The sequence below is a fragment of the Rhizobium sp. X9 genome, from assembly GCF_018873185.1.
Classification (GTDB): Bacteria; Pseudomonadota; Alphaproteobacteria; order Rhizobiales; family Rhizobiaceae; genus Agrobacterium; species Agrobacterium oryzihabitans.
The window spans coordinates 2,309,219-2,328,168 of record NZ_CP071312.1; the positions used below are offsets into that span (position 1 = coordinate 2,309,219).

Here is an 18,950-nt window from a genome sequence, read left to right on the forward strand (position 1 = left end):
TTGTGTTCGGTAACGGTATGTTCGCCTTCGGGGAATATGCCTATGAGGACGGCTGGGTAAAGCGGGCTTTGTTCAGGAGTAGCACAATGAATATTGCAGCACGTCTGTCGCTGGCGGCCATGATAGCACTGGCCGCGACATCATCTTTCGCGTCGGAGGATATGACTTCGGAGACGAGCGAAGCGATATTCGGCTTTGCCGGCGCCATGACGAAGGAAGACATGCTGAAAAGCGCTGCTCTCATTCCGGTGGAATATGAGAGGAACGCCATTATTGGTGGCGGTTACCAGTTTTATCCCTACAGCATCGGCAATGTGAAGCTGGGTGGCGAAATCGGCATTGCCGCGAGATTTGGCAAGGGCTTCTCCGGCGAGGTCTGGGCGGGGCCGGTTGCGCGCTACGAGCAGATCAGGCTCGGAGAACGCCTGTTCATCACCCCGAGCTTCACGGCGGGCCTGAGCCTCGTGAACGACGCACAGCGCGGCCGGGAGCGGGAGCAGGAAATCAAGGATGACGGCAATGCCAATGTCCTGTTTTACCTCGGTCCGGAAATCAACGTCTCCTTCAGCGAGGATTCCTCGACGGAACTCTTCTGGCGGCTTCACCACCGTTCCGGTGGCGGCAAGACGCTTGGAAACATGAAGGGTGCGACCAATGCCAATGTATTCGGCGTGCGCTACAAGTTCTGACGCTTTTGCAGTCAAATTGCATGCCCTGCGTGCAGTGCATGGGTGGATTGCCTTATTCTGCCTGTTCATTGGTCACGACAAGGCGCATATAGAGGACATCGAAGGACGCCGGAACGAAAACGTTGCTGACGTCACCTAAACCTCAGAAAGGGTCATGTCATGAACGTAGCACGCAGCTTCAACAATTGGCGCAAATATCGTCAGACCGTCAACGAACTCGGCCGCATGAGCGCCCGCGAACTGCATGATCTCGGTCTCGACCGCAGCCAGATCACCAGCGTCGCCCGCGCCGCAGTCGGCAAGTAATCAAGGCGAAAATGCCGCTTTTGAATGCCCAAACGCCCGCTTAGCGGGCGTTTTTGTTTTTGGACTCTGCTGCTGCGATATCGCCGTCCTTGATCCGTGGATCATTGCCTGCAACGGGCGGTGATGTATTCAGGGACGGTGACTGGTGCCGTTGCAGCGATATTGCGGCGGTCTCGGCGCAATAGTCGCCGGGAATTCTGCCGCCAATATTGGTTATGCGCCAAACGCATATCTGTGCTGCAACCTTGTGCCTGCAAAACGCGCAGGAAAATGCTATCTTCCAATCATCGAAACGGATGTACCTCCTCCCACATCGTTTCGGTATGCGGGCGATCCTACTCCTCCTCCCAAGGATTGCCCCGGGGACAGCGGTTTTCCTCCTCCCATATCGCTGTTCATTTTTTCAAAAAGCCTGCCGCACCTCCTCCCGCGGCAGGCTTTTTTGCTTTCGTCTCTTCGTTTTGCCTTCAGGAAAATAGCTCAGTCGAAAACCATCATGCCGATTGGCGTGACGGCGCGTGTGCCGGCGCGTCTGGCAAGTGCGTAGGTCAGGCATTGTTCCACGGCATCCTGCGGTACGGGTTTTGCAATTACCCCGGCGCCGATGCCGAGATTGACCACCACTTCCGGGTTCGCCGTCATGAAGATCACCACGACGCCATGATCCTGAGACAACCGCCGTCCGACTTCGGGGCCCGTCTGGCCGTCGGCAAGGTTGACGTCAACGAAGGCGATGTCGGCGCGGCTGCCGAGCGCCACGGCCTGATCCAGCCGGTTGGCGATGCCGATGACATTGGCCTCTTCTTCCGCCTGCAGAATGGAATCCTCGATATCCATGGCGATGAGGAACTCGTCTTCCACGATCAGCACACGCGGTTGTTCCGTGTGGAAACCCGGTTCGCTTTGCAAGACGTCTGCCAACATATGCCTGCCTCCATTATGTGCGCTTTAGCGCTGTCGGCAAGCAAACACTTGTCGGAGCAACTCGTTCCAAAGTGAGATAAACATGGTGAATGGAGTGTAAACCACATGGCTTTTCAGCTATCACCTCTCGATAGCGAAGCAGTTGATTCGGTTCGGTTTTCATCCGGGGAAGGGGTCGGAGAAAGTCGCCGTAGCGCATCTTTCGCCCCAGGAGTACAGGCCATTTGCCGCAAGCGGCAGAGCGGCTTACATGCAAATTCAAAGCGTTACAGCCTCCTTCGCGCATCAGAAGGAAAGTGCTGGGACCTTGCCGATCATTCGCGTGCCGCGCTCAAAAAACGGCGCGAGACCCTATGAGTTCAGAAAGAGAATAAAACGATGACCCAGTCTCCGCGCGCCACCATTGCCCGCAACACGCCCAATATCGCCGTTATCGGCGTTGGTGGAGGTGGCGGAAATGCGATCAACAACATGATCGCCGAGGGCATTGGCGGCGTCGATTTCATCGCGGCCAATACGGATGCGCAGGCGCTGAAGAAGACCAACGCACCAAGGCTCGTGCAGCTCAGCTCCGAGCTGACCGGCGGGCTGGGAGCGGGTGCTGATCCGGAAGTCGGCCGCCAGGCCGCGATCGATTCGCTCGACGAGATCATGGATCACTTGAGCGGTTACGACATGTGCTTCATCACCGCCGGCATGGGCGGCGGCACCGGTACGGGTGCTGCACCCGTCATCGCCGAAGCCTGCCGTGCGAAGAACATCCTGACCGTCGGCGTCGTCACCCTGCCGTTCAGCTTCGAAGGCGCGCGCCGCATGCGGGCCGCCGAATATGGTTTCGCCAATCTGCTGAACACCGCCGATACCGTCATCGTCATTCCCAACCAGAACCTGCTGCGCATTGCGGATGCCGGCACCACCTTCGAGAACGCGTTGAAGACGGCCGACAAGGTTCTGTCGCTCGGCGTGCGCTGCGTCACCGATCTCATCCTGCGCGAAGGTCTGGTCAATCTCGATTTCGCCGATGTGCGTTACGTCATGAAGAATGGCGGACGTGCACTGATGGGCACAGCCCAGGCCAAGGGCGAGAAGCGCGCCTCGGAAGCGGCAGCTGCTGCCATCGCCAATCCGCTGCTCGGCGAACCCTCGCTGAAGGAAGCGCGCGGCGCGCTGGTCTCCATCTCGGGCGGCAACGATCTGACGCTTTACGAGATCGATGAGGCGATGACGCTGGTGCGCGAGGCGGTGAGCGAGGAGACGGATGTGGTGATGGGCGCCTCCTTCGATCCGACGCTGGACGGTGCTTTCAAGATTTCCGTCGTGGCCACCGGCCTGCGCAACTGACGTTTCGTTTGAGGAGCGACTTCGCGGCTCGTTTCTTCTCCCCGTGGGGAGAAGAAGCAAGGTGGGTGCTCCTCGCTCCATTTGTAAACTGTCCGTTCCGAGCCGCGGCGTTGGCTGGCAAGGCACCAGCGCCACAAATTGAATAAGCAAAGCCGTCGCGGGTAATTTTCGCGACGGCTTTTTGTTGTTTTTGAACAATTATTCCGCCATTCGAAGTGCGGGCGATGCAACGCGGCGTTGATCGGGAAAAAATATAATAGTACTCTTTATGTCGACAAGAGGGATTTGATGATGACGGATATTATTGCATCTGCCGAGCGCAAGCGCGGCTCCGGCGTGAAGATGGTCTATGATCTGCTGCGCGACGAAATTCTCGATCTGGTCCTGCCGCCCGGCAGCCCCATTGACGAGGTGCAGCTTGCCGAGCGGTTCAAGATGTCGCGCACGCCCATTCGCGAGGCCTTGGTGCGGCTTTCGGGCGAGGGTTTGATCGATACGCTGCCGAACCGTTCGACCATGGTGTCGAATATCGATTTCCTCAACATGCATACCTATTTCGATGCGCTGGTGCTGATGTACCGGGTCACGACCCAGCTTGCCGCGCAATATCATCGCCCGGAGGATCTGGCCGGCATCCGCGCCCATAATGCGGAATTTGCCATTGCGGTGGAAGAGCAGGATGCGCTGGCGATGATTTCCACCAATGCCGCGCTTCACCTTTCGATCGCCGAAGCCGGGCGCAACCCCTATTTCACCAGCCTTTTCAAGCGCCTGCTGGACGAGGGACGGCGCATCCTCAGGCTTTATTACCAGTCCTATGACGATCGCCTGCCGAAACGCTTCGTCGATGATCACGATGAGATCATCGCTGCGATTGCCGCGCGCGATACCGTTCTTTCCGAGAAACTGGCCCGCGAACACGCCGAGCAGATCGTGCGGCAGGTGCAGAAACTGCTGGTGCGCAACGAGCGCCTGGAAATAAATCTATAGCTTGTCGATTTCTTGTCGACAAATAAAATACAAGATTGTAATGTCCTTGTCGAAAGGATGGCGCGGAGGTGCGTCCATTCCTGAAAAACTGTCCCTTAGGAGCTAGTAATGACGGCCAGCATTTTTTCCGGCGTGATTCCCGCCTTGATGACCCCCTGCAAGGATGATCGCACTCCCGATTTCGACGCGCTTGTCCGCAAGGGCAAGGAACTGATCGCCGATGGAATGTCGGCAGTCGTTTATTGCGGTTCCATGGGCGACTGGCCGCTCCTGACGGACGAGCAGCGCATGGAAGGCGTGGAGCGTCTGGTGAAAGCCGGCATTCCGGTCATCGTCGGCACCGGCGCCGTCAACACGGCATCTGCCGTCGCGCACGCCGCCCATGCCCAGAAGGTTGGCGCAAAGGGCCTGATGGTCATTCCGCGCGTCCTGTCGCGCGGTTCGGTCATCTCCGCCCAGAAGGCGCATTTCAAGGCCATCCTTGCTGCCGCTCCAGAAATTCCTGCTGTCATCTACAACAGCCCCTATTACGGCTTCGCCACCCGCGCCGATCTCTTCTTCGCGCTGCGTGCCGAACACAAGAACCTCGTTGGCTTCAAGGAATTCGGCGGCCCGGCCGATATGCGTTATGCCGCTGAAAACATCACCAGCCGCGATGATGACGTGACCCTGATGATCGGCGTCGATACCGCCGTCGTCCACGGCTTCGTCAATTGCGGCGCAACCGGCGCCATCACCGGCATCGGCAATGTTCTGCCGAAGGAAGTCATTCATCTCTGCAAGCTGTCGCAGGCCGCCGCCAAGGGCGATGCCGATGCCCGCGCCCGCGCGCTGGAACTGGAACAGGCGCTGGCCGTGCTCTCCTCCTTCGATGAAGGCCCGGATCTGGTTCTTTATTTCAAGCACATGATGGTGCTGAAGGGCGACAAGGAATACACGCTGCACTTCAACGAGACCGACGCCCTGACAGACAGCCAGCGCGGTTATGTCGAGGCGCAGTTCAAGCTGTTCAACAGCTGGTATGCCGACTGGAGCAAGCTTCCGGGCGCTGTACAGGGCTGCAAGGCGGCCTGAGATATTGCTGCTGTAAAAAAAGGCCCGCAATTGCGGGCCTTTTTTGCATGTGATGAGGTTTGATGTCTCTCCTCCGTCATGCCGGACTTGATCCGGCATCCAGCCACGGCGCGTCTGCGCTGTGAAAGGACTCTTCTGCGATCAAGGACTTGATCGCACTGGACCCCGGATCTAGTCCGGGGTGACGGAGCGGGGATGCTGTGTCACCATGAAAAAGGCCCGCAATCGCGGGCCTTTTTCATTTCCATATCCAAACACGGTCAGGTAACCGCATCCAGCCCCTTTTCCAGCAGCCGGTCGAGCCCGGCCATTTCCGCGGCGGTAAGCGTGATGCCTTCGCTTTCGGATTTGGCGCGGGCGGTGAAGCGTCGGCCGGAGGGCAGGCGGGCGCCCTGGCCGATGATGGCGTCGAACAGCACTTCCGCGCGCTGGAACGGATCGCCCGGGCGGCCCTTGGCGAACGCTTCCGGGGAAAAGGCGATAATCAACTCACCATGGGTCGGGGCAAGCGTCGTGGTGCCGAGAAATTCGAGCGCTTCGGGGCTGGTCAGGTCGCCGATCATGATGCCGGCGAGAAGCTCGATCATCGTGCCGATGGCCGATCCCTTGTGGCCGCCGAAGGGCAGCATCGAGCCGGCAAGGGCCGCCTCGGGGTCGGTCGTCGGCTTGCCATCGGCATCCAGAGCCCAGCCTTCCGGCAGGGATTTTCCCGCGCGCCGATGCAACTCTATTTCACCACGCGCCGCAACCGATGTCGCGAAATCAAAGACGTAAGGGGAAGTGTCCCTGCGCGGCCAGCCGAAGGCGAAGGGGTTGGTGCCGAGCAGCGGTTTGGCTCCACCGGTGGGTGCTACGGTGGAATAGCTCGGGCACATCACCAGCCCGGCAAGGCCATTCGACGTAAGGCTCTCGACTTCCGGCCAGAGCGCCGAGAAATGGGTGCAGTCATTGATGACGAGCGCGGCGATGCCGGAGCGTTTCGCCCGCTCGGCCAGAACAGGCAGGCCAAGCTCGAAAGCGGGGTTGGCAAATCCGCCATTGGCGTTGATCTTCACGATCGCCGTGCCGTCATCTTCGGCCACTTCCGGGATTGCATCGGGCTTCACCTTGCCCGCCTTGACGGTGCGGAGCGCACCTTCGATGCGGTAAATGCCATGGGATTTACAGGCGTCCCTCTCACCGGCCGTGATGACGCGTGCGATCGCTCCCGACTGGACGGCATTGAGACCGGCCTTGCGAAAAATTGCTTCGATCCGGGCCGAAAGCTCTCCAATGGTCAAGGTGGTGGTGTCGCTCATCATAATCCTCCGATGTCGGGCTCGCACATTTTGAATACATAAAGTATACAAAGGCGGTGCTATTGCAACTCGTCTTTTCAGTGAAGTGTTATGAGAGCGCAGATCAAAGCGCTAGGCGCAAAGCTCCCGGTTTTCCACGACGTTTCCCGCGCCCTCATTCCTGTGCTTGTCACAGGAATCCAGCCAGCCCAAGTCTTTGGGCTGAAAAGACTCTTCCCGTCCCGCCGACGCGTGCCGACTGGATTCCTGTGACAAGCACAGGAATGAGGGGCGTCGGGCCTTTCTGCGCCGCTCCACATTTTCCTGCACCGTTTTCCATAAAGCTTGCCTGACAAAATTCCGATCATTCGCACATGCAAAAAATTCTTTTTGTATACTCCTTGTATTTTTATGTTGATTTATCGCTCCCGTGGGGAAATAGTGACCGCGCCTTCAAAGGCAGACCAATTGTGGGAGCAAATAAAGAATGAAAAAATCGGTCATCGTCGCCGGCCTGCTGGCCGCCACTTTCGCTATTACACCGGCCAAGGCCGACAAACTTGACGACATCATTTCGTCTGGCACGCTGCGTTGCGCCGTCGTGCTCGATTTCCCGCCCATGGGCGCGCGTGATGACGCCAACAATCCGATCGGCTTCGATGTCGATTATTGCAACGATCTCGCCAAGGCGCTCGGCGTCACGGCTGAAATCGTCGAAACGCCTTTCCCCGAGCGCATTCCCGCGCTGATGTCCGGTCGCGTCGATGTCGGCGTTGCTTCCACGTCGGATACGCTTGAGCGTGCCAAGACGGTCGGCATGACGGTGCCTTACTTCGCCTTCGAAATGGCCGTTACCGCCAACGACAAGTCCGGCATCAAGTCTTTTGAAGACATGAAGGGCAAGACCGTCGGTGCAACCGCCGGCACGTTCGAAGCCATCGCGCTTGAAAAGTCGGTCAAGGAATGGGGCGTCGGCGAATTCCGTCCTTACCAGACCCAGGCAGATGTGTTCCTCGCGCTTAGCCAGGGCCAGATCGATGCCACCGTTTCCACCTCGACGGTTGCGCAGTCCAACGTCAAGGGCGGCAAGTTCGCCGGCATCTCCGTGGTCGGCAAGGCGCCTTACGACATCGACTATGTCGCGCTCTTCACCAACCGCGATGAATATGGCTTCATCAACTACCTGAACCTCTTCATCAACCAGCAGGTTCGCACCGGCCGCTACGCCGAGCTCTATGAAAAATGGGTTGGCGGCGAAGTTCCCTCACTCACCGTCAACGGCGTTTATCGCTGATCAGGACTTTTCGTAAACGGCGCGGTCAAGATGATCGCGCCGTTGATCGTTTCTGAAAAGGCGGGACGCCCATGTTCAACTATACATTTCACTGGAATCAGGCGCTGAAGGCTTTGCCGCAGCTTCTGGACGGTGCGGTGGTGACGCTGCAGATTGCCATCCTGTCGATGGTGATCGGTCTGGCCTTCGCCATCGTGCTGACGCTGTTCCGGCTTTCCGGTAACCGAATTCTAAGCGCACTCGCCTCCATCTGGGTGGAGGTTGCCCGCAACACGCCGGCGCTGTTCCAGATTTACATGGCCCATTTCGGGCTTGGCAATTTCGGCATTCATCTCAGCCCCTATACGGCGCTTCTGGTCGGCATCGCCTTTAACAATGCCGGTTATCTCGCGGAGAACTTCCGTGGGGCGCTGAAAGCGATACCGGATACGCAGACCCGTTCCGGCCGCTCGCTCGGCATGACGTCGATGCAGACCTTCCGGCTCATCATCATGCCGCAGATGCTGCGCGTCGCCTTCCTGCCCGCCACCAACCAGATGGTCTGGGCGATCCTGATGACCTCGCTCGGTGTCACCGTCGGCATGAATACGGACCTCGCCGGTGTCACGCAGGCCCTCAATGCGCGCTCGTTCCGCACCTTCGAATTCTTCGCGCTCGCCGCGGTCATCTACTACGTGATCGCCAAGATCGTCACGCTCGCCGCCAGAATGCTGGCCTGGCGTCTGTTCCGTTACTGAGAGAGGTGAGCCATGTTTGAAACCGCTCTCACCTGGAGTGATCTCGCCTTCCTGGCCAAGGGTGCGGGGATGACGCTTGCCGTCACCGCCGTCGCCGTCACGGCAGGCACCATCATGGGGATCATCTTCGGCGTCATCCGTGTCCAGCTCGGGCCCTACTGGTCCCTGCCGCTGACCTTCGTGCTGGATATTTTCCGCTCCGTACCGCTGTTGATCCAGCTGGTGCTCGGAAATTCCTTCCAGTCGATCGCCAAGCTCGGCTGGCCGCCCTTCACCACCTCCTGTGTCGTGCTGTCGCTTTATACGGCAGCCTATTGCACGGAAATCGTGCGTGGCGGCATCGGCGCCGTGCCGTCCAACACGCGCCGCGCCTGCCGGTCGCTCGGCATGACCTGGTCGCAGGACATGCGCTACATCGTGCTGCCGCTTGCCACCCGCGTGTCGTTGCCGTCCTGGATCGGGCTGACACTCGGCGTCATGAAGGATTCGGCGCTGGTGCTGTGGCTCGGCCTCATCGAGCTTCTGCGCGCCTCGCAGATCCTCGTTACCCGGCTGCAGGAACCGCTGACCATTCTCATGATCTGCGGCGCCATCTATTTCCTTATCAGCTTCCCCATCGCCCGTTTCGGCGGGTATCTCGAAAGACGGTGGTCCCCCAATGATTGAGATCGAAAACGTCCGCAAATCCTTCGGCCCGCTGGAGGTTCTGAAAGGGATCAACCTGACCGTCAGCAAAGGCGAGGTCGTCACCATCATCGGCGGCTCCGGCTCCGGCAAGTCGACCTTGCTCACCTGCATCAACGGCCTGGAGCCGATCGACAGCGGCAAGATCGTCATCGACGGCACGGAAGTTCATGCCAAATCGACCGATCTCAACAAGCTGCGCCGCAAGGTCGGCATCGTTTTCCAGCAATGGAACGCCTTTCCGCATCTGACGGTGCTGGAAAACGTCATGCTGGCGCCCCGCAAGGTGCTCGGCATCTCGAAGGAGCAGGCCGAAGAGATTGCGGTCAAGCAACTGACCCATGTGGGTCTTGCCGAAAAGCTGAAGGTCTATCCGAACCGCATGTCGGGCGGTCAGCAGCAGCGTATGGCGATTGCCCGCGCGCTTGCCATGTCGCCGGAATATATGCTGTTCGATGAAGTCACCTCCGCGCTCGATCCGATGCTGGTCGGCGAAGTGCTCGATACGCTGAAGATGCTGGCGGATGAGGGCATGACGATGATCTGCGTTACCCATGAAATGGCGTTTGCCCGCGATGTGTCCAACCGCGTCGCCTTCTTCCATCAGGGCGTGATGGCGGAAATCGGCACGCCGGACCAGCTGTTCGGCGCGCCGCAGCATGCCGAGACGCAGAAGTTCCTGGCGAGCGTGCGGTAATGCCAGCCAATGATGCCATCGTTATCGGGGCCGGCGTTGTCGGCCTCTCGGCGGCGATCGCCGCGCAGGCGCGCGGCCTTTCGGTCACCGTCATCGATCGCGAAGGGCCGGCGGCGGGCGCGTCGGCAGGCAATGCCGGCGCATTCGCCTTCACCGATATATTGCCGCTCGCGTCGCCCGGCATTCTCTGGAAAGCGCCGAAGTGGCTTCTCGATCCGCTCGGTCCGCTCAGCGTGCCGCCGGCTTATGCGCTGAAGATCGCGCCGTGGATGTTCCGCTTCTGGCGTGCCTGTGCCGCCTCCAAGGTCGAGCATTCCACTGCGGCCCAGACGGCGCTTATGGATCTGTCGAAGGCCAAGCTTGAGCCCTTCCTTAAAAAGACCGACACGATCGCCATGCTGCGCAAGGAGGGCAACCTCCAGGTCTATGAAAGCGAAGCCGAATTCGAGAGTTCGCTTCCCGGCTGGAAGGCGCGGGAGCGTCACGGCATCGAGTTTCGCCACCTCAATGCCGAACAGATGGCCGAGATACAGCCCGGCATCGCGCCGCGTTTCACCTGCGGCACGTTTACACCCGGCTGGTATTCCATTGCCGATCCCAGGCTTTATACGCTCGCACTTGCCGAACATTTCCGCGCCATTGGCGGGCGTATCGAACGGCTCGATATTGCTGCACTCAGGCCGCTGGAAGACGGGGTCGAGGTGGTGAGCCATGACGGGCGCACCCGCAAGGCCGGCAAGGTCGTGCTGGCGGCGGGCGCTTTTTCGCATCGCATCGCCCGCTCGCTCGGGGAAAAAATTCCGCTGGAAACGGAACGGGGATATAATACCACCCTGCCGTCCGGTGCTTTTGATCTGCGCACGCAGGTGACCTTCGGCGGCCATGGCTTCGTCGTCACGCGGCTTTCCTCCGGCATTCGCGTCGGCGGTGCGGTGGAACTGGGCGGGCTTGAGCTTCCGGCCAATTTCGCCCGCTCCGAAGCGCTTCTGAAAAAGGCGGCGAGCTTCCTGCCCGGTCTCAAAACCGAAGGCGGCAAGCAATGGATGGGCTTTCGCCCGTCGCTGCCGGACAGCCTGCCGGCCATCGGACAGGCGCGGCATACGGCGCGGGTGGTCTATGCTTTTGGCCACGGCCATCTGGGACTGACGCAATCGGCGGGCACGGCCTGTATCGTCGCCGATCTTCTGACGGGGCAAAAACCCGCCATCGATACAAGGGCATTTTCGCCACAACGTTTCTGACGGGGTTTTCGATGTCTTCTTCCCTTTCGACAGCAGCCGTGCCTCAGGCACGCAGCATATTGGCCGGTGCGGCTGAAGGCGCGGTCATCCCCACCACAGAGGCGCTGAGCTTCTGGGGCGGCGTCGATCCCGCCACCGGCAAGGTCATTGACGTGCACCACCCGCTGCATGGCGTCTGTCTCACCGGCGGCGTGCTGTTCATGCCCACCAGCCGCGGTTCCTGCACCGGTTCGGGCGTGTTGCTCGATCTCATCCTGACGGGCCGCGCGCCCTCGGCGCTGGTTTTCTGCGAGGCCGAAGATGTGCTGACGCTGGGTGCGTTGATCGCCGCCGAAATGTTCGGCAAGCCTTTGCCGGTGCTGCGCCTCGACACGGAGAATTTCGCCCGGTTCTCCCGCGCCGCTCATGTCCGTATCGGTGAAAAGACCATCGAGGCCGATGGCGTTTCCCTGGCAATCGCACCGCCGGCGACGGCGCATCTCGATCTCAAGGGTGACGACCGGGCAATGCTCGAGGGCCGTGATGGCATTGCCGCGCAGCAGGCGATGCGCATCATTATCGCCATGGCCGCCCAGCAGGGGGCGTCAGCGCTGGTCGATGTCACGCAGGGCCATATTGACGGCTGCATCTATGCGAGCCCCGCCAATCTCACCTTTGCGGAAAAAATGGCGGAGATGGGTGCGAAGGTACGCGTGCCCACGACGATGAACGCCATTTCGGTGGACAAGGCGCATTGGCGCGCCCAGGGCGTGCCGGAGGATTTCGGCGATCCGGCCGCAAGGCTGGCGGATGCCTATGTGCGCATGGGCTGTCGCCCGACCTTCACCTGTTCGCCTTACCTGCTCGACAGCGCTCCGAATGCCGGCGAATCCATCGCCTGGGCCGAATCGAATGCCGTGATCTTCGCCAATACGGTTCTTGGCGCGCGCACGGCCAAACATCCGGACTTTCTCGATCTCTGCATTGCGATGACGGGCAGGGCGCCGCTTTCGGGCGTTTATCTGGAGGAAAACCGCCGGCCGCGGCGCATTGTCGATGTGGCTTTACCGCAGGGCGTGGACGATGCGTTCTGGCCGCTCATCGGTTATCTTGCCGGCAAGGCCGCGCCGGATTGCATTCCGCTGCTGCGTGGCCTTGGCCCTGCAAAACCGTCGCGGGATGATCTCAAGGCGCTTTGCGCCGCCTTCGGCACCACCTCCGCCGCGCCCATGCTTCATATAGAGGGTGTGACCCCGGAAGCCGGGCTTGCGCCTTTGGAAACAGCCGAGATCGTCACCATTTCGCTTGCCGATATGGCCGCTGGCTGGTCGCTGCTGAATGAAGGGCCGGAGGACGTGCAGCTCGTTGCCATCGGCAGCCCGCATGCCTCGCTGGAGGAGTGCCGCGCGCTCGCCGCTGTGCTCGCCGGCCGCAAGCGGCATGCGGATGTCGCCGTCATCGTGACAGCCGGACAGCAGGTCATCGATGCGGCCGGCCAGGACGGCACCTTGAAAAGCCTGCATGACAGCGGCGTGCAGGTGCTGCCTGATCTTTGCTGGTGCTCCATTTCCGAGCCGGTTTTCCCGACGAAGACCCGCGCCCTGATGACCAATTCCGGCAAATACGCCCATTACGGCCCCGGCCTCAGCGGCCGCGCAGTGCGCTTCGGCAGCCTTGCCGATTGCGTTGAAAGTGCGCTGACCGGCCGTGCCCCATCCCTTCTTCCTTCATGGCTTTCCTAAGGAGTTTTGAATGCGCAGTATCAAGACCGTTCATGTCATTTCCGCCCATGCGGAAGGCGAAGTGGGGGATGTGATTGTCGGAGGTGTTAAGCCGCCGCCGGGCGAAACGATCTGGGAACAGAGCCGTTTCATCGCCCGCGATGAGACGCTGCGCAATTTCGTGCTCAACGAGCCGCGCGGCGGCGTGTTCCGCCATGTCAACCTGCTGGTGCCGCCGAAACATCCCGACGCGGATGCAGCCTTCATCATCATGGAGCCGGAAGATACGCCGCCCATGTCCGGTTCCAATTCCATCTGCGTTTCCACCGTGCTTCTGGATGGCGGCATCGTGCCGATGCAGGAGCCGGAAACGCATATGCTGCTGGAAGCGCCGGGCGGGCTGGTGAAGGTGCGCGCCGAATGCCGCAACGGCAAGGCTGAGCGCATTTTCGTGCAGAATCTGCCGAGCTTTGCCGCAAAGCTCGATGTCGAACTCGAGGTTGAAGGCCTCGGCACGCTGAAGGTGGACACGGCCTATGGCGGCGACAGCTTCGTCATCGTTGACGCCGAAGCGATGGGTTTTAGCCTGAAGCCGGAAGAAGCGCACGAGATCGCCCGCCTCGGCGTGCGCATCACCAATGCCGCCAACAAGGCTTTGAGCTTCGAGCATCCTGAGAACCCTGACTGGCGTCATTTTTCCTTCTGCCTGTTCGCGGGCAAGGTGGAACGTACCGCCGAGGGCCTACGGGCCGGTGCTGCCGTCGCCATCCAGCCGGGCAAAGTGGATCGCTCGCCCACCGGCACGGCACTTTCCGCCCGCATGGCCGTGCTGCATGCACGCGGTGAAATGAAGGAAGGCCAAACACTGACGGCGGTGTCGCTGATCGGCTCCACCTTTACCGGCCGCATTCTCGGAACGACAACGGTCGGCGACCGCCCGGCCATCCTGCCGGAAATCTCCGGCCGCGGCTGGATCACCGGCATCCACCAGCACATGCTCGATCCGTCCGATCCCTGGCCGGAAGGGTATCGCCTGACGGATACGTGGGGTGCGCGTTAAACGACTCTACCAGAGGCGAGGGCCTATTTTTCCCTCATTCCTGTGCTTGTCACAGGAATCCAGTCAGCCCAAGTCCTTGGGCTGAAACGACTCCCTCCGCCGCGCAGACGCGCGTCGGCTGGATTCCTGTGACAAGCACAGGAATGAGGGAGGAGGGCTCCTCAGCCACTCACCCGCTTCGTCGTCTCGCGCACGATCAGCTCGAACCCGACATCCACCCGCGCGCCTTCGGGAACATTAGCGCCTTTTTCCGGCTCCAAAATGGACAGCAGCAATTCGCCGGCCTTACGGCCGATCATCTGGGCATCGACACGGATCGTCGAAATTGCCGGATAACATTGCCTGCCAATGTCGAAATCGCCGAAGCCGAGGATGGAAACCTGGTCGGGCACGTGAATGCCGCGGCGGTGACATTCCATCAGCGCGCCCACAGCGGAAATATCGGACACTGCGAAAATGCCTTCGACATGCGGCGCTTTCGCCAGCAGCGAGCCGAGCGTTTTGGCCCCATGGTCATAGGAGACCGGGGCGCTGCCTTCGCGGATGATGAGGTCATCGGCAATGCCGGCTTCGCGAAGTGCGGCACCAAAGCCGAGAAGACGGCTTTCGCCGCGCCAGTCCTTCACATCGCCATCAGCCCGCGACCCCAGCGCTCCGATCCTCTTAAAACCAAGTGATATCAGGTATTTGGCGGCGTTTCTTCCCACTTCGTAGTTGGAGAAGCCGACCGCGTGGTCGATCGGATGTTCGGGAACGTCCCATATTTCCACGATCGGGATGCCGGCGCGCATCAAAACTTCGCTCGCCATCTTGGTATGCACCGTTCCGGCAACGACGATGGCGTCGGGGCGGCGTTCCATCATGGTGCGGATGACGCGCTCCTCCTCCTGAAGGTCGTACATCGTGTAGCCGATCAGCAACTGGTAATCGGCGGCGCGCAGCGCGTTGGCGAGCCCCTGTGCGCTGTCGGCGAAGTTGGAGTTGGTGAGCGTCGGCAGGATGGCGGTGATGAAATTTGTACGCCGGGAGGAAAGCGAACCGGCGATTCTATCAGGCACATAACCCAGCTTCTCGATGGCCTTCATCACCTTCTGGCGTGTCTCCTCAGACACCAGCGCAGGATCGGCCAGCACGCGCGAAACGGTCATCTTGGAGACGCCTGCGAGTTTCGAGACGTCGCTCATGGTTGCTTTTTTTGACGTGACTAACGCTGCGGCCAAGGGCGTGCGCTCCACCAAAGCATGTCTCCCCAGTTTTTAAGCCGGCAACAATTCGAACCGGTTTCAGGACAAGACATACACGAAGACAGGGAGGGAAAGCACGCCGCATGATTGCAGATCGGTGCGGCGTGCACCGGATTTATGCGACTCGGCGATAGACCAGATGATAAAAACGCCCGTCGCACATGCTCATCATCTCATCCGTCAGTACCCGGCCCTCCATCCGGACCGGCGATACCAGCGCTTCTTCGACGGCTTCCATGGAGGGGTAGTCGATTTCCTGAACCATGATGATGGCGGCGGCGTCCGGGTCCGTACGCTCGGTGCGCATGACCCGCACGGCCTGCGCGTTGGGCATGCGCTTCCAGACCGGCAGAAGCTTCTCCTCGACGATGCGGAAAAATTCCTCCTCCCGGCCGGGGTGGATATTGCCTTCGAAAATGGCCGAACGTGTGTACATGCTTTCCTCCCGAATGAATGCCGATTGCAACAGTTCTGTAGATCGGACTTGCAATGATACCGATAACATGCATTACTCTTCCTGCCAAGAACGCGAAATGATGTCGATGAGAGGAAAATCGATACCCGGAAAAAATCATTGAATTTACTTGTAAATTCGAGTGGTTTTGAGCGTTTGCGTCATCTTGGGAGGAGTTTTTTGTAAATCGCGTCGAAATGTTATCGAGAACATTTTTCGATTTGCGCAAGGCCGGCTGTTCCGTTCGGGCAGCCACTATAAGGTTGGAGGAGAAACCATGAGCATATCCAGATTTCTGAAGAACATGACCGTTGCCGTCAGCGTTGCCGCAGCAGCGCTTGCCGCAACCACCTCGGCCCATGCCGTTTCGCTCAGCGAGATCACGGCGCGCGGCAAGGTCAAGATCGGTGTTCTCACCGGCGCGCCGCCGATGGGCATGGTGGACGAGAAGGGCAATCCGTCCGGTTATGACGTTGATGTCGCCAACCTTATCGGCTCTTACCTGTCGCTGCCGGTCGAACTGGTGCCGCTGACGCCGCCTGCGCGTATTCCCGCCCTTCAGACCGGCAAGGTCGATTTCCTTGTCGCGACGCTTGCGCCGACCGGCGAACGCGCCAAGACCGTGATGTTCACGCAGCCCTACAGCGCCTTCAACATGGACATCATCTCCGGCAAGGACCAGAAGTTCGAAAATCTCGACAGCCTGAAAGGCAAGCGGGTTTCGGTCAATCGCGGTTCCTCGCAGGAAACCGCGCTGCGCAAGGCCAATGTCGAAGGTCTCGAAATCGTCGTCTACGAAGACGATTCCACCAGCGCCCAGGCTCTGCTTGCCGGTCAGGTCGATGCCGTAGCCCTGCCGTCCACGGTCGGCGAGGCGATCATCAAGCAGCGTCCGGAAGCGGGCCTGCAGGTCGGTTTCACCTTCTTCCAGCAGGGCAATTCCATGGCGACGAAGATGGAGGATTTCGAGCTGCGTCAGTGGCTGAACACCTCCATCTATCTCATGAAGATGTCGGGTGACCTTGACCGTATCTCGGTGAAGTGGACCGGTCGTCCGCTGCCGCAATTGCCAAGCTTCTGATTGAGCCTTTCAACGCGCCCGCCGGGGAACATCCCGGCGGGCCGGGAAATGTCAACGGAGTGACGCATGTCCTATACTTTTCAATTCGGCGCGCTCGCCCAATATCAGAACGAGATTCTGAACGGCATATGGCTGACGATCAAGCTGTCGGTCCTCTCCATCGTGCTCGGCTGCGCTTTCGGCATTCTTTTGGCCTCGCTGCGGTCTATCAATGGCGGCATCGTCCGCATCATCGTGGACGCTTACGTGGAGGTAATCCGCAACACGCCATTTCTGGTGCAGCTTTTCATCGTCTATTTCGGTCTGCCGGGTCTCGGCTTTCGCGTCGGGGCGGATACGGCGGCGCTGATCGGCATGACGATCAATCTTGCCGCCTATTCGACGGAAATCATCCGCGCCGGCATCGAGGCGGTGCACAAGTCGCAGATCGAGGCGGGCGAAGCGCTTGGCTTCACCAGATACCAGATCTACCGTCACGTCATCATCGTGCCTGCCATCGCCAAGGTCTATCCCTCGCTCTGCAGCCAGTTCGTGCTGATGATGCTGGCATCGAGCATATGCTCGGCCATTTCCACGCATGAGCTTGCGGCCGCCGCAGCCTTCGTGGAATCGCAGACCTATCGCTCCTTCGAGGTCTATATCGTCGTCACGCTCATCTATCTTGCGCTGGCGCTCAGCCTGCGGCTCATCCTTGCCCTCGTCGGCATGTGGCTGTTTGGCCGCCGGGTGGCGCGCAAGACGATGACCGCCTTGCCGGAGGTGCAGTCATGACTCTTCGAACATTCGGCTGGAACGAATTCGGCTTTCTGCTCACCGCCCTGCAATGGACCGTGCTTCTGACGATCATTGCGCTCATCGGCGGCGGCATCGTCGGCTTTTTCATCGCACTGGCCCGCACGTCGGATAACAAGCTGCTGCGCATTGCAGCCGGCACCTATATTCAGGTCATCCAGGGCATTCCGGTACTGATGATCCTGTTCCTGTCCTACTACGGCCTCAGCCTTGCCGGACTGGAACTGCCGCCACTGATCGCCGCCGGTGCGTCGATGACGATCTATACCTCGGGTTATCTCGCGGAAATCTGGCGCGGCTGCATCCAGGCGGTGCCGAAGCAGCAGTGGGAAGCATCGGAATCGCTGGCGCTCACCCGCGCCCAGCAGTACCGATACGTCATCCTGCCGCAGGCGATCCGCATTTCCCTGCCGCCGACCGTCGGTTTTGCCGTTCAGGTCGTCAAGAATACGTCCATCGCATCGATCATCGGTTTCGTCGAACTGGCGAGAGCGGGGCAGCTCATCAACAATGCCACGTTCCAGCCGTTCCGCGTCTTTGTCGCGGTGGCCGTGCTTTATTTCATCGTCTGCTACCCGTTGTCCCAGCTGTCGCGTTGGCTGGAAAGGAGGCTTCATGCCGGAAGTAATCGTTGAAAACGTTCACAAGAGCTTTGGCGCTCTGGAGGTCCTCAAAGGTGTGTCGCTGACGGTCGGTCGCGGAGAAGTCTTCGCCCTCATCGGCCGCTCGGGTTCGGGCAAGAGCACGCTGCTGCGCTGCATGAACGGGCTGGAGAAGATCAATTCCGGTCGCATCGAAATCGCCGGCCATGCGCTGGGCGACGATGCCAAGGCGCTGCGCAAGCTGCGTACCGATGTCGGCATCGTCTTCCAGAGCTACAATCTTTTCCCGCATCTGACGGTCGGCGAAAACATCATGCTCGCCCCGCGTATCGTCAAGGACGTGGCCAAATCGGAAACGAAGGACATTGCCCGCGAGGTTCTGCAACTCGTCGGCCTGTCGGAGAAATTCGATTCCTATCCGGACCAGCTTTCCGGCGGCCAGCAGCAGCGCGTGGCGATTGCCCGCTCGCTCGCCATGCGGCCGAAGGTGATGCTGTTTGACGAAGTGACTTCGGCGCTCGACCCTGAGCTGACCGAGGAAGTGCTGACGGTTATGGAAAACCTCGCCAAGGGCGGCATGACCATGATCCTCGTTACCCATGAAATGGCTTTTGCGCGGCGCGTGGCGACCGAAACCATCTTCATGCACAAGGGCAAGATCTGGGAGCAGGGCCGCTCGGCGGAACTTTTCGCCAATCCGCAAACGCCGGAACTCCGGCAATTCGTCAAGGCCGATGTGAAATAGTTCACCGGCACAAAGGAA

Annotated in this window: 20 protein-coding genes; 16 read left to right on the plus strand and 4 right to left on the minus strand. The window is 59.9% G+C overall.

The genetic code is table 11. The features are described 5' to 3' along the window. Positions 1 to 86 precede the first annotated feature (86 nt). Positions 87 to 689: a hypothetical protein gene (locus JZY08_RS25385; RefSeq protein WP_216332220.1), complete on the plus strand. Its 603-nt coding sequence runs from the start codon at positions 87 to 89 to the stop codon at positions 687 to 689. 159 nt (positions 690 to 848) lie between these two features. Next, on the plus strand, positions 849 to 995 hold the full coding sequence (locus JZY08_RS25390) for a DUF1127 domain-containing protein (RefSeq protein ID WP_003499491.1): 147 nt from the start codon (positions 849 to 851) through the stop codon (positions 993 to 995). Between the two features lie 480 nt (positions 996 to 1,475). Here JZY08_RS25390 and JZY08_RS25395 read toward each other — a convergent pair whose 3' ends face one another. Next, on the minus strand, positions 1,476 to 1,919 hold the full coding sequence (locus JZY08_RS25395; RefSeq protein ID WP_216332222.1) for a response regulator: 444 nt from the start codon (positions 1,917 to 1,919) through the stop codon (positions 1,476 to 1,478). Positions 1,920 to 2,297: 378 nt separating this feature from the next. On the opposite strand from JZY08_RS25395, the gene ftsZ reads away from it, so the two are divergent. From ftsZ to JZY08_RS25410, 3 genes are all read left to right on the plus strand, one after another. After that, the gene (gene ftsZ, locus JZY08_RS25400; RefSeq protein WP_003499495.1) at positions 2,298 to 3,260 is read left to right on the plus strand and encodes a cell division protein FtsZ; all 963 of its coding nucleotides are present in this window, start codon (positions 2,298 to 2,300) and stop codon (positions 3,258 to 3,260) included. Between the two features lie 291 nt (positions 3,261 to 3,551). After that, positions 3,552 to 4,250 (plus strand): GntR family transcriptional regulator, encoded by a 699-nt coding sequence (locus tag JZY08_RS25405; RefSeq protein WP_031234148.1) that lies wholly within the window; start codon positions 3,552 to 3,554, stop codon positions 4,248 to 4,250. Positions 4,251 to 4,358: 108 nt separating this feature from the next. Next, positions 4,359 to 5,324: a dihydrodipicolinate synthase family protein gene (locus JZY08_RS25410; protein WP_216332224.1), complete on the plus strand. Its 966-nt coding sequence runs from the start codon at positions 4,359 to 4,361 to the stop codon at positions 5,322 to 5,324. Between the two features lie 260 nt (positions 5,325 to 5,584). On the opposite strand, the gene JZY08_RS25415 is transcribed toward JZY08_RS25410, so the two are convergent. Next, a complete protein-coding gene (locus JZY08_RS25415; RefSeq protein ID WP_216332226.1) occupies positions 5,585 to 6,622 on the minus strand; it encodes an Ldh family oxidoreductase in 1,038 nt (345 codons plus the stop codon). Positions 6,623 to 7,088: 466 nt separating this feature from the next. On the opposite strand from JZY08_RS25415, the gene JZY08_RS25420 reads away from it, so the two are divergent. The 7 genes from JZY08_RS25420 (at position 7,089) to JZY08_RS25450 (ending at position 14,014) form a co-directional block, all read left to right on the plus strand. After that, positions 7,089 to 7,895, plus strand: coding sequence for a transporter substrate-binding domain-containing protein (locus tag JZY08_RS25420; RefSeq protein WP_003499501.1), 807 nt, complete (start codon positions 7,089 to 7,091; stop codon positions 7,893 to 7,895). A 71-nt stretch (positions 7,896 to 7,966) separates the two neighbouring features. Next, the gene (locus tag JZY08_RS25425; RefSeq protein ID WP_003499503.1) at positions 7,967 to 8,632 is read left to right on the plus strand and encodes an amino acid ABC transporter permease; all 666 of its coding nucleotides are present in this window, start codon (positions 7,967 to 7,969) and stop codon (positions 8,630 to 8,632) included. 12 nt (positions 8,633 to 8,644) lie between these two features. Further along, on the plus strand, positions 8,645 to 9,298 hold the full coding sequence (locus JZY08_RS25430) for an amino acid ABC transporter permease (protein WP_003499505.1): 654 nt from the start codon (positions 8,645 to 8,647) through the stop codon (positions 9,296 to 9,298). Then, positions 9,291 to 10,013, plus strand: a complete 723-nt coding sequence (locus JZY08_RS25435) for an amino acid ABC transporter ATP-binding protein (RefSeq protein WP_003499507.1) — start codon at positions 9,291 to 9,293, stop codon at positions 10,011 to 10,013. Before JZY08_RS25430 ends, JZY08_RS25435 begins: the two co-directional genes overlap by 8 nt. Further along, positions 10,013 to 11,254, plus strand: a complete 1,242-nt coding sequence (locus JZY08_RS25440; RefSeq protein WP_216332228.1) for an FAD-binding oxidoreductase — start codon at positions 10,013 to 10,015, stop codon at positions 11,252 to 11,254. Before JZY08_RS25435 ends, JZY08_RS25440 begins: the two co-directional genes overlap by 1 nt. Before the next feature lie 11 nt (positions 11,255 to 11,265). Beyond that, complete coding sequence (locus tag JZY08_RS25445) at positions 11,266 to 12,975, plus strand: aconitase X (protein WP_216332230.1); 1,710 nt, start codon at positions 11,266 to 11,268, stop codon at positions 12,973 to 12,975. 10 nt (positions 12,976 to 12,985) lie between these two features. After that, positions 12,986 to 14,014, plus strand: coding sequence for a proline racemase family protein (locus tag JZY08_RS25450; protein WP_216332232.1), 1,029 nt, complete (start codon positions 12,986 to 12,988; stop codon positions 14,012 to 14,014). Positions 14,015 to 14,175: 161 nt separating this feature from the next. Here JZY08_RS25450 and JZY08_RS25455 read toward each other — a convergent pair whose 3' ends face one another. Both JZY08_RS25455 and JZY08_RS25460 read right to left on the minus strand, forming a co-directional pair. Next, positions 14,176 to 15,198 carry a LacI family DNA-binding transcriptional regulator gene (locus tag JZY08_RS25455; protein WP_216332234.1) on the minus strand — a complete coding sequence of 341 codons (1,023 nt, stop codon included), beginning with the start codon at positions 15,196 to 15,198 and terminating at the stop codon, positions 14,176 to 14,178. A 175-nt stretch (positions 15,199 to 15,373) separates the two neighbouring features. Then, the gene (locus JZY08_RS25460; protein ID WP_216332236.1) at positions 15,374 to 15,694 is read right to left on the minus strand and encodes a hypothetical protein; all 321 of its coding nucleotides are present in this window, start codon (positions 15,692 to 15,694) and stop codon (positions 15,374 to 15,376) included. A gap of 295 nt (positions 15,695 to 15,989) precedes the next feature. On the opposite strand from JZY08_RS25460, the gene JZY08_RS25465 reads away from it, so the two are divergent. The 4 genes from JZY08_RS25465 to JZY08_RS25480 all read left to right on the plus strand — a co-directional run bounded on the left by JZY08_RS25465 (position 15,990) and on the right by JZY08_RS25480 (position 18,932). Next, positions 15,990 to 16,793 (plus strand): transporter substrate-binding domain-containing protein, encoded by an 804-nt coding sequence (locus JZY08_RS25465; protein ID WP_216332238.1) that lies wholly within the window; start codon positions 15,990 to 15,992, stop codon positions 16,791 to 16,793. Positions 16,794 to 16,859: 66 nt separating this feature from the next. After that, positions 16,860 to 17,564, plus strand: a complete 705-nt coding sequence (locus JZY08_RS25470; protein WP_082184744.1) for an amino acid ABC transporter permease — start codon at positions 16,860 to 16,862, stop codon at positions 17,562 to 17,564. Next, positions 17,561 to 18,220 (plus strand): amino acid ABC transporter permease, encoded by a 660-nt coding sequence (locus JZY08_RS25475; RefSeq protein WP_003499527.1) that lies wholly within the window; start codon positions 17,561 to 17,563, stop codon positions 18,218 to 18,220. The genes JZY08_RS25470 and JZY08_RS25475 overlap by 4 nt, the downstream gene beginning before the upstream one ends. Further along, positions 18,201 to 18,932, plus strand: coding sequence for an amino acid ABC transporter ATP-binding protein (locus tag JZY08_RS25480; protein ID WP_003499529.1), 732 nt, complete (start codon positions 18,201 to 18,203; stop codon positions 18,930 to 18,932). Before JZY08_RS25475 ends, JZY08_RS25480 begins: the two co-directional genes overlap by 20 nt. Positions 18,933 to 18,950: the final 18 nt, after the last annotated feature.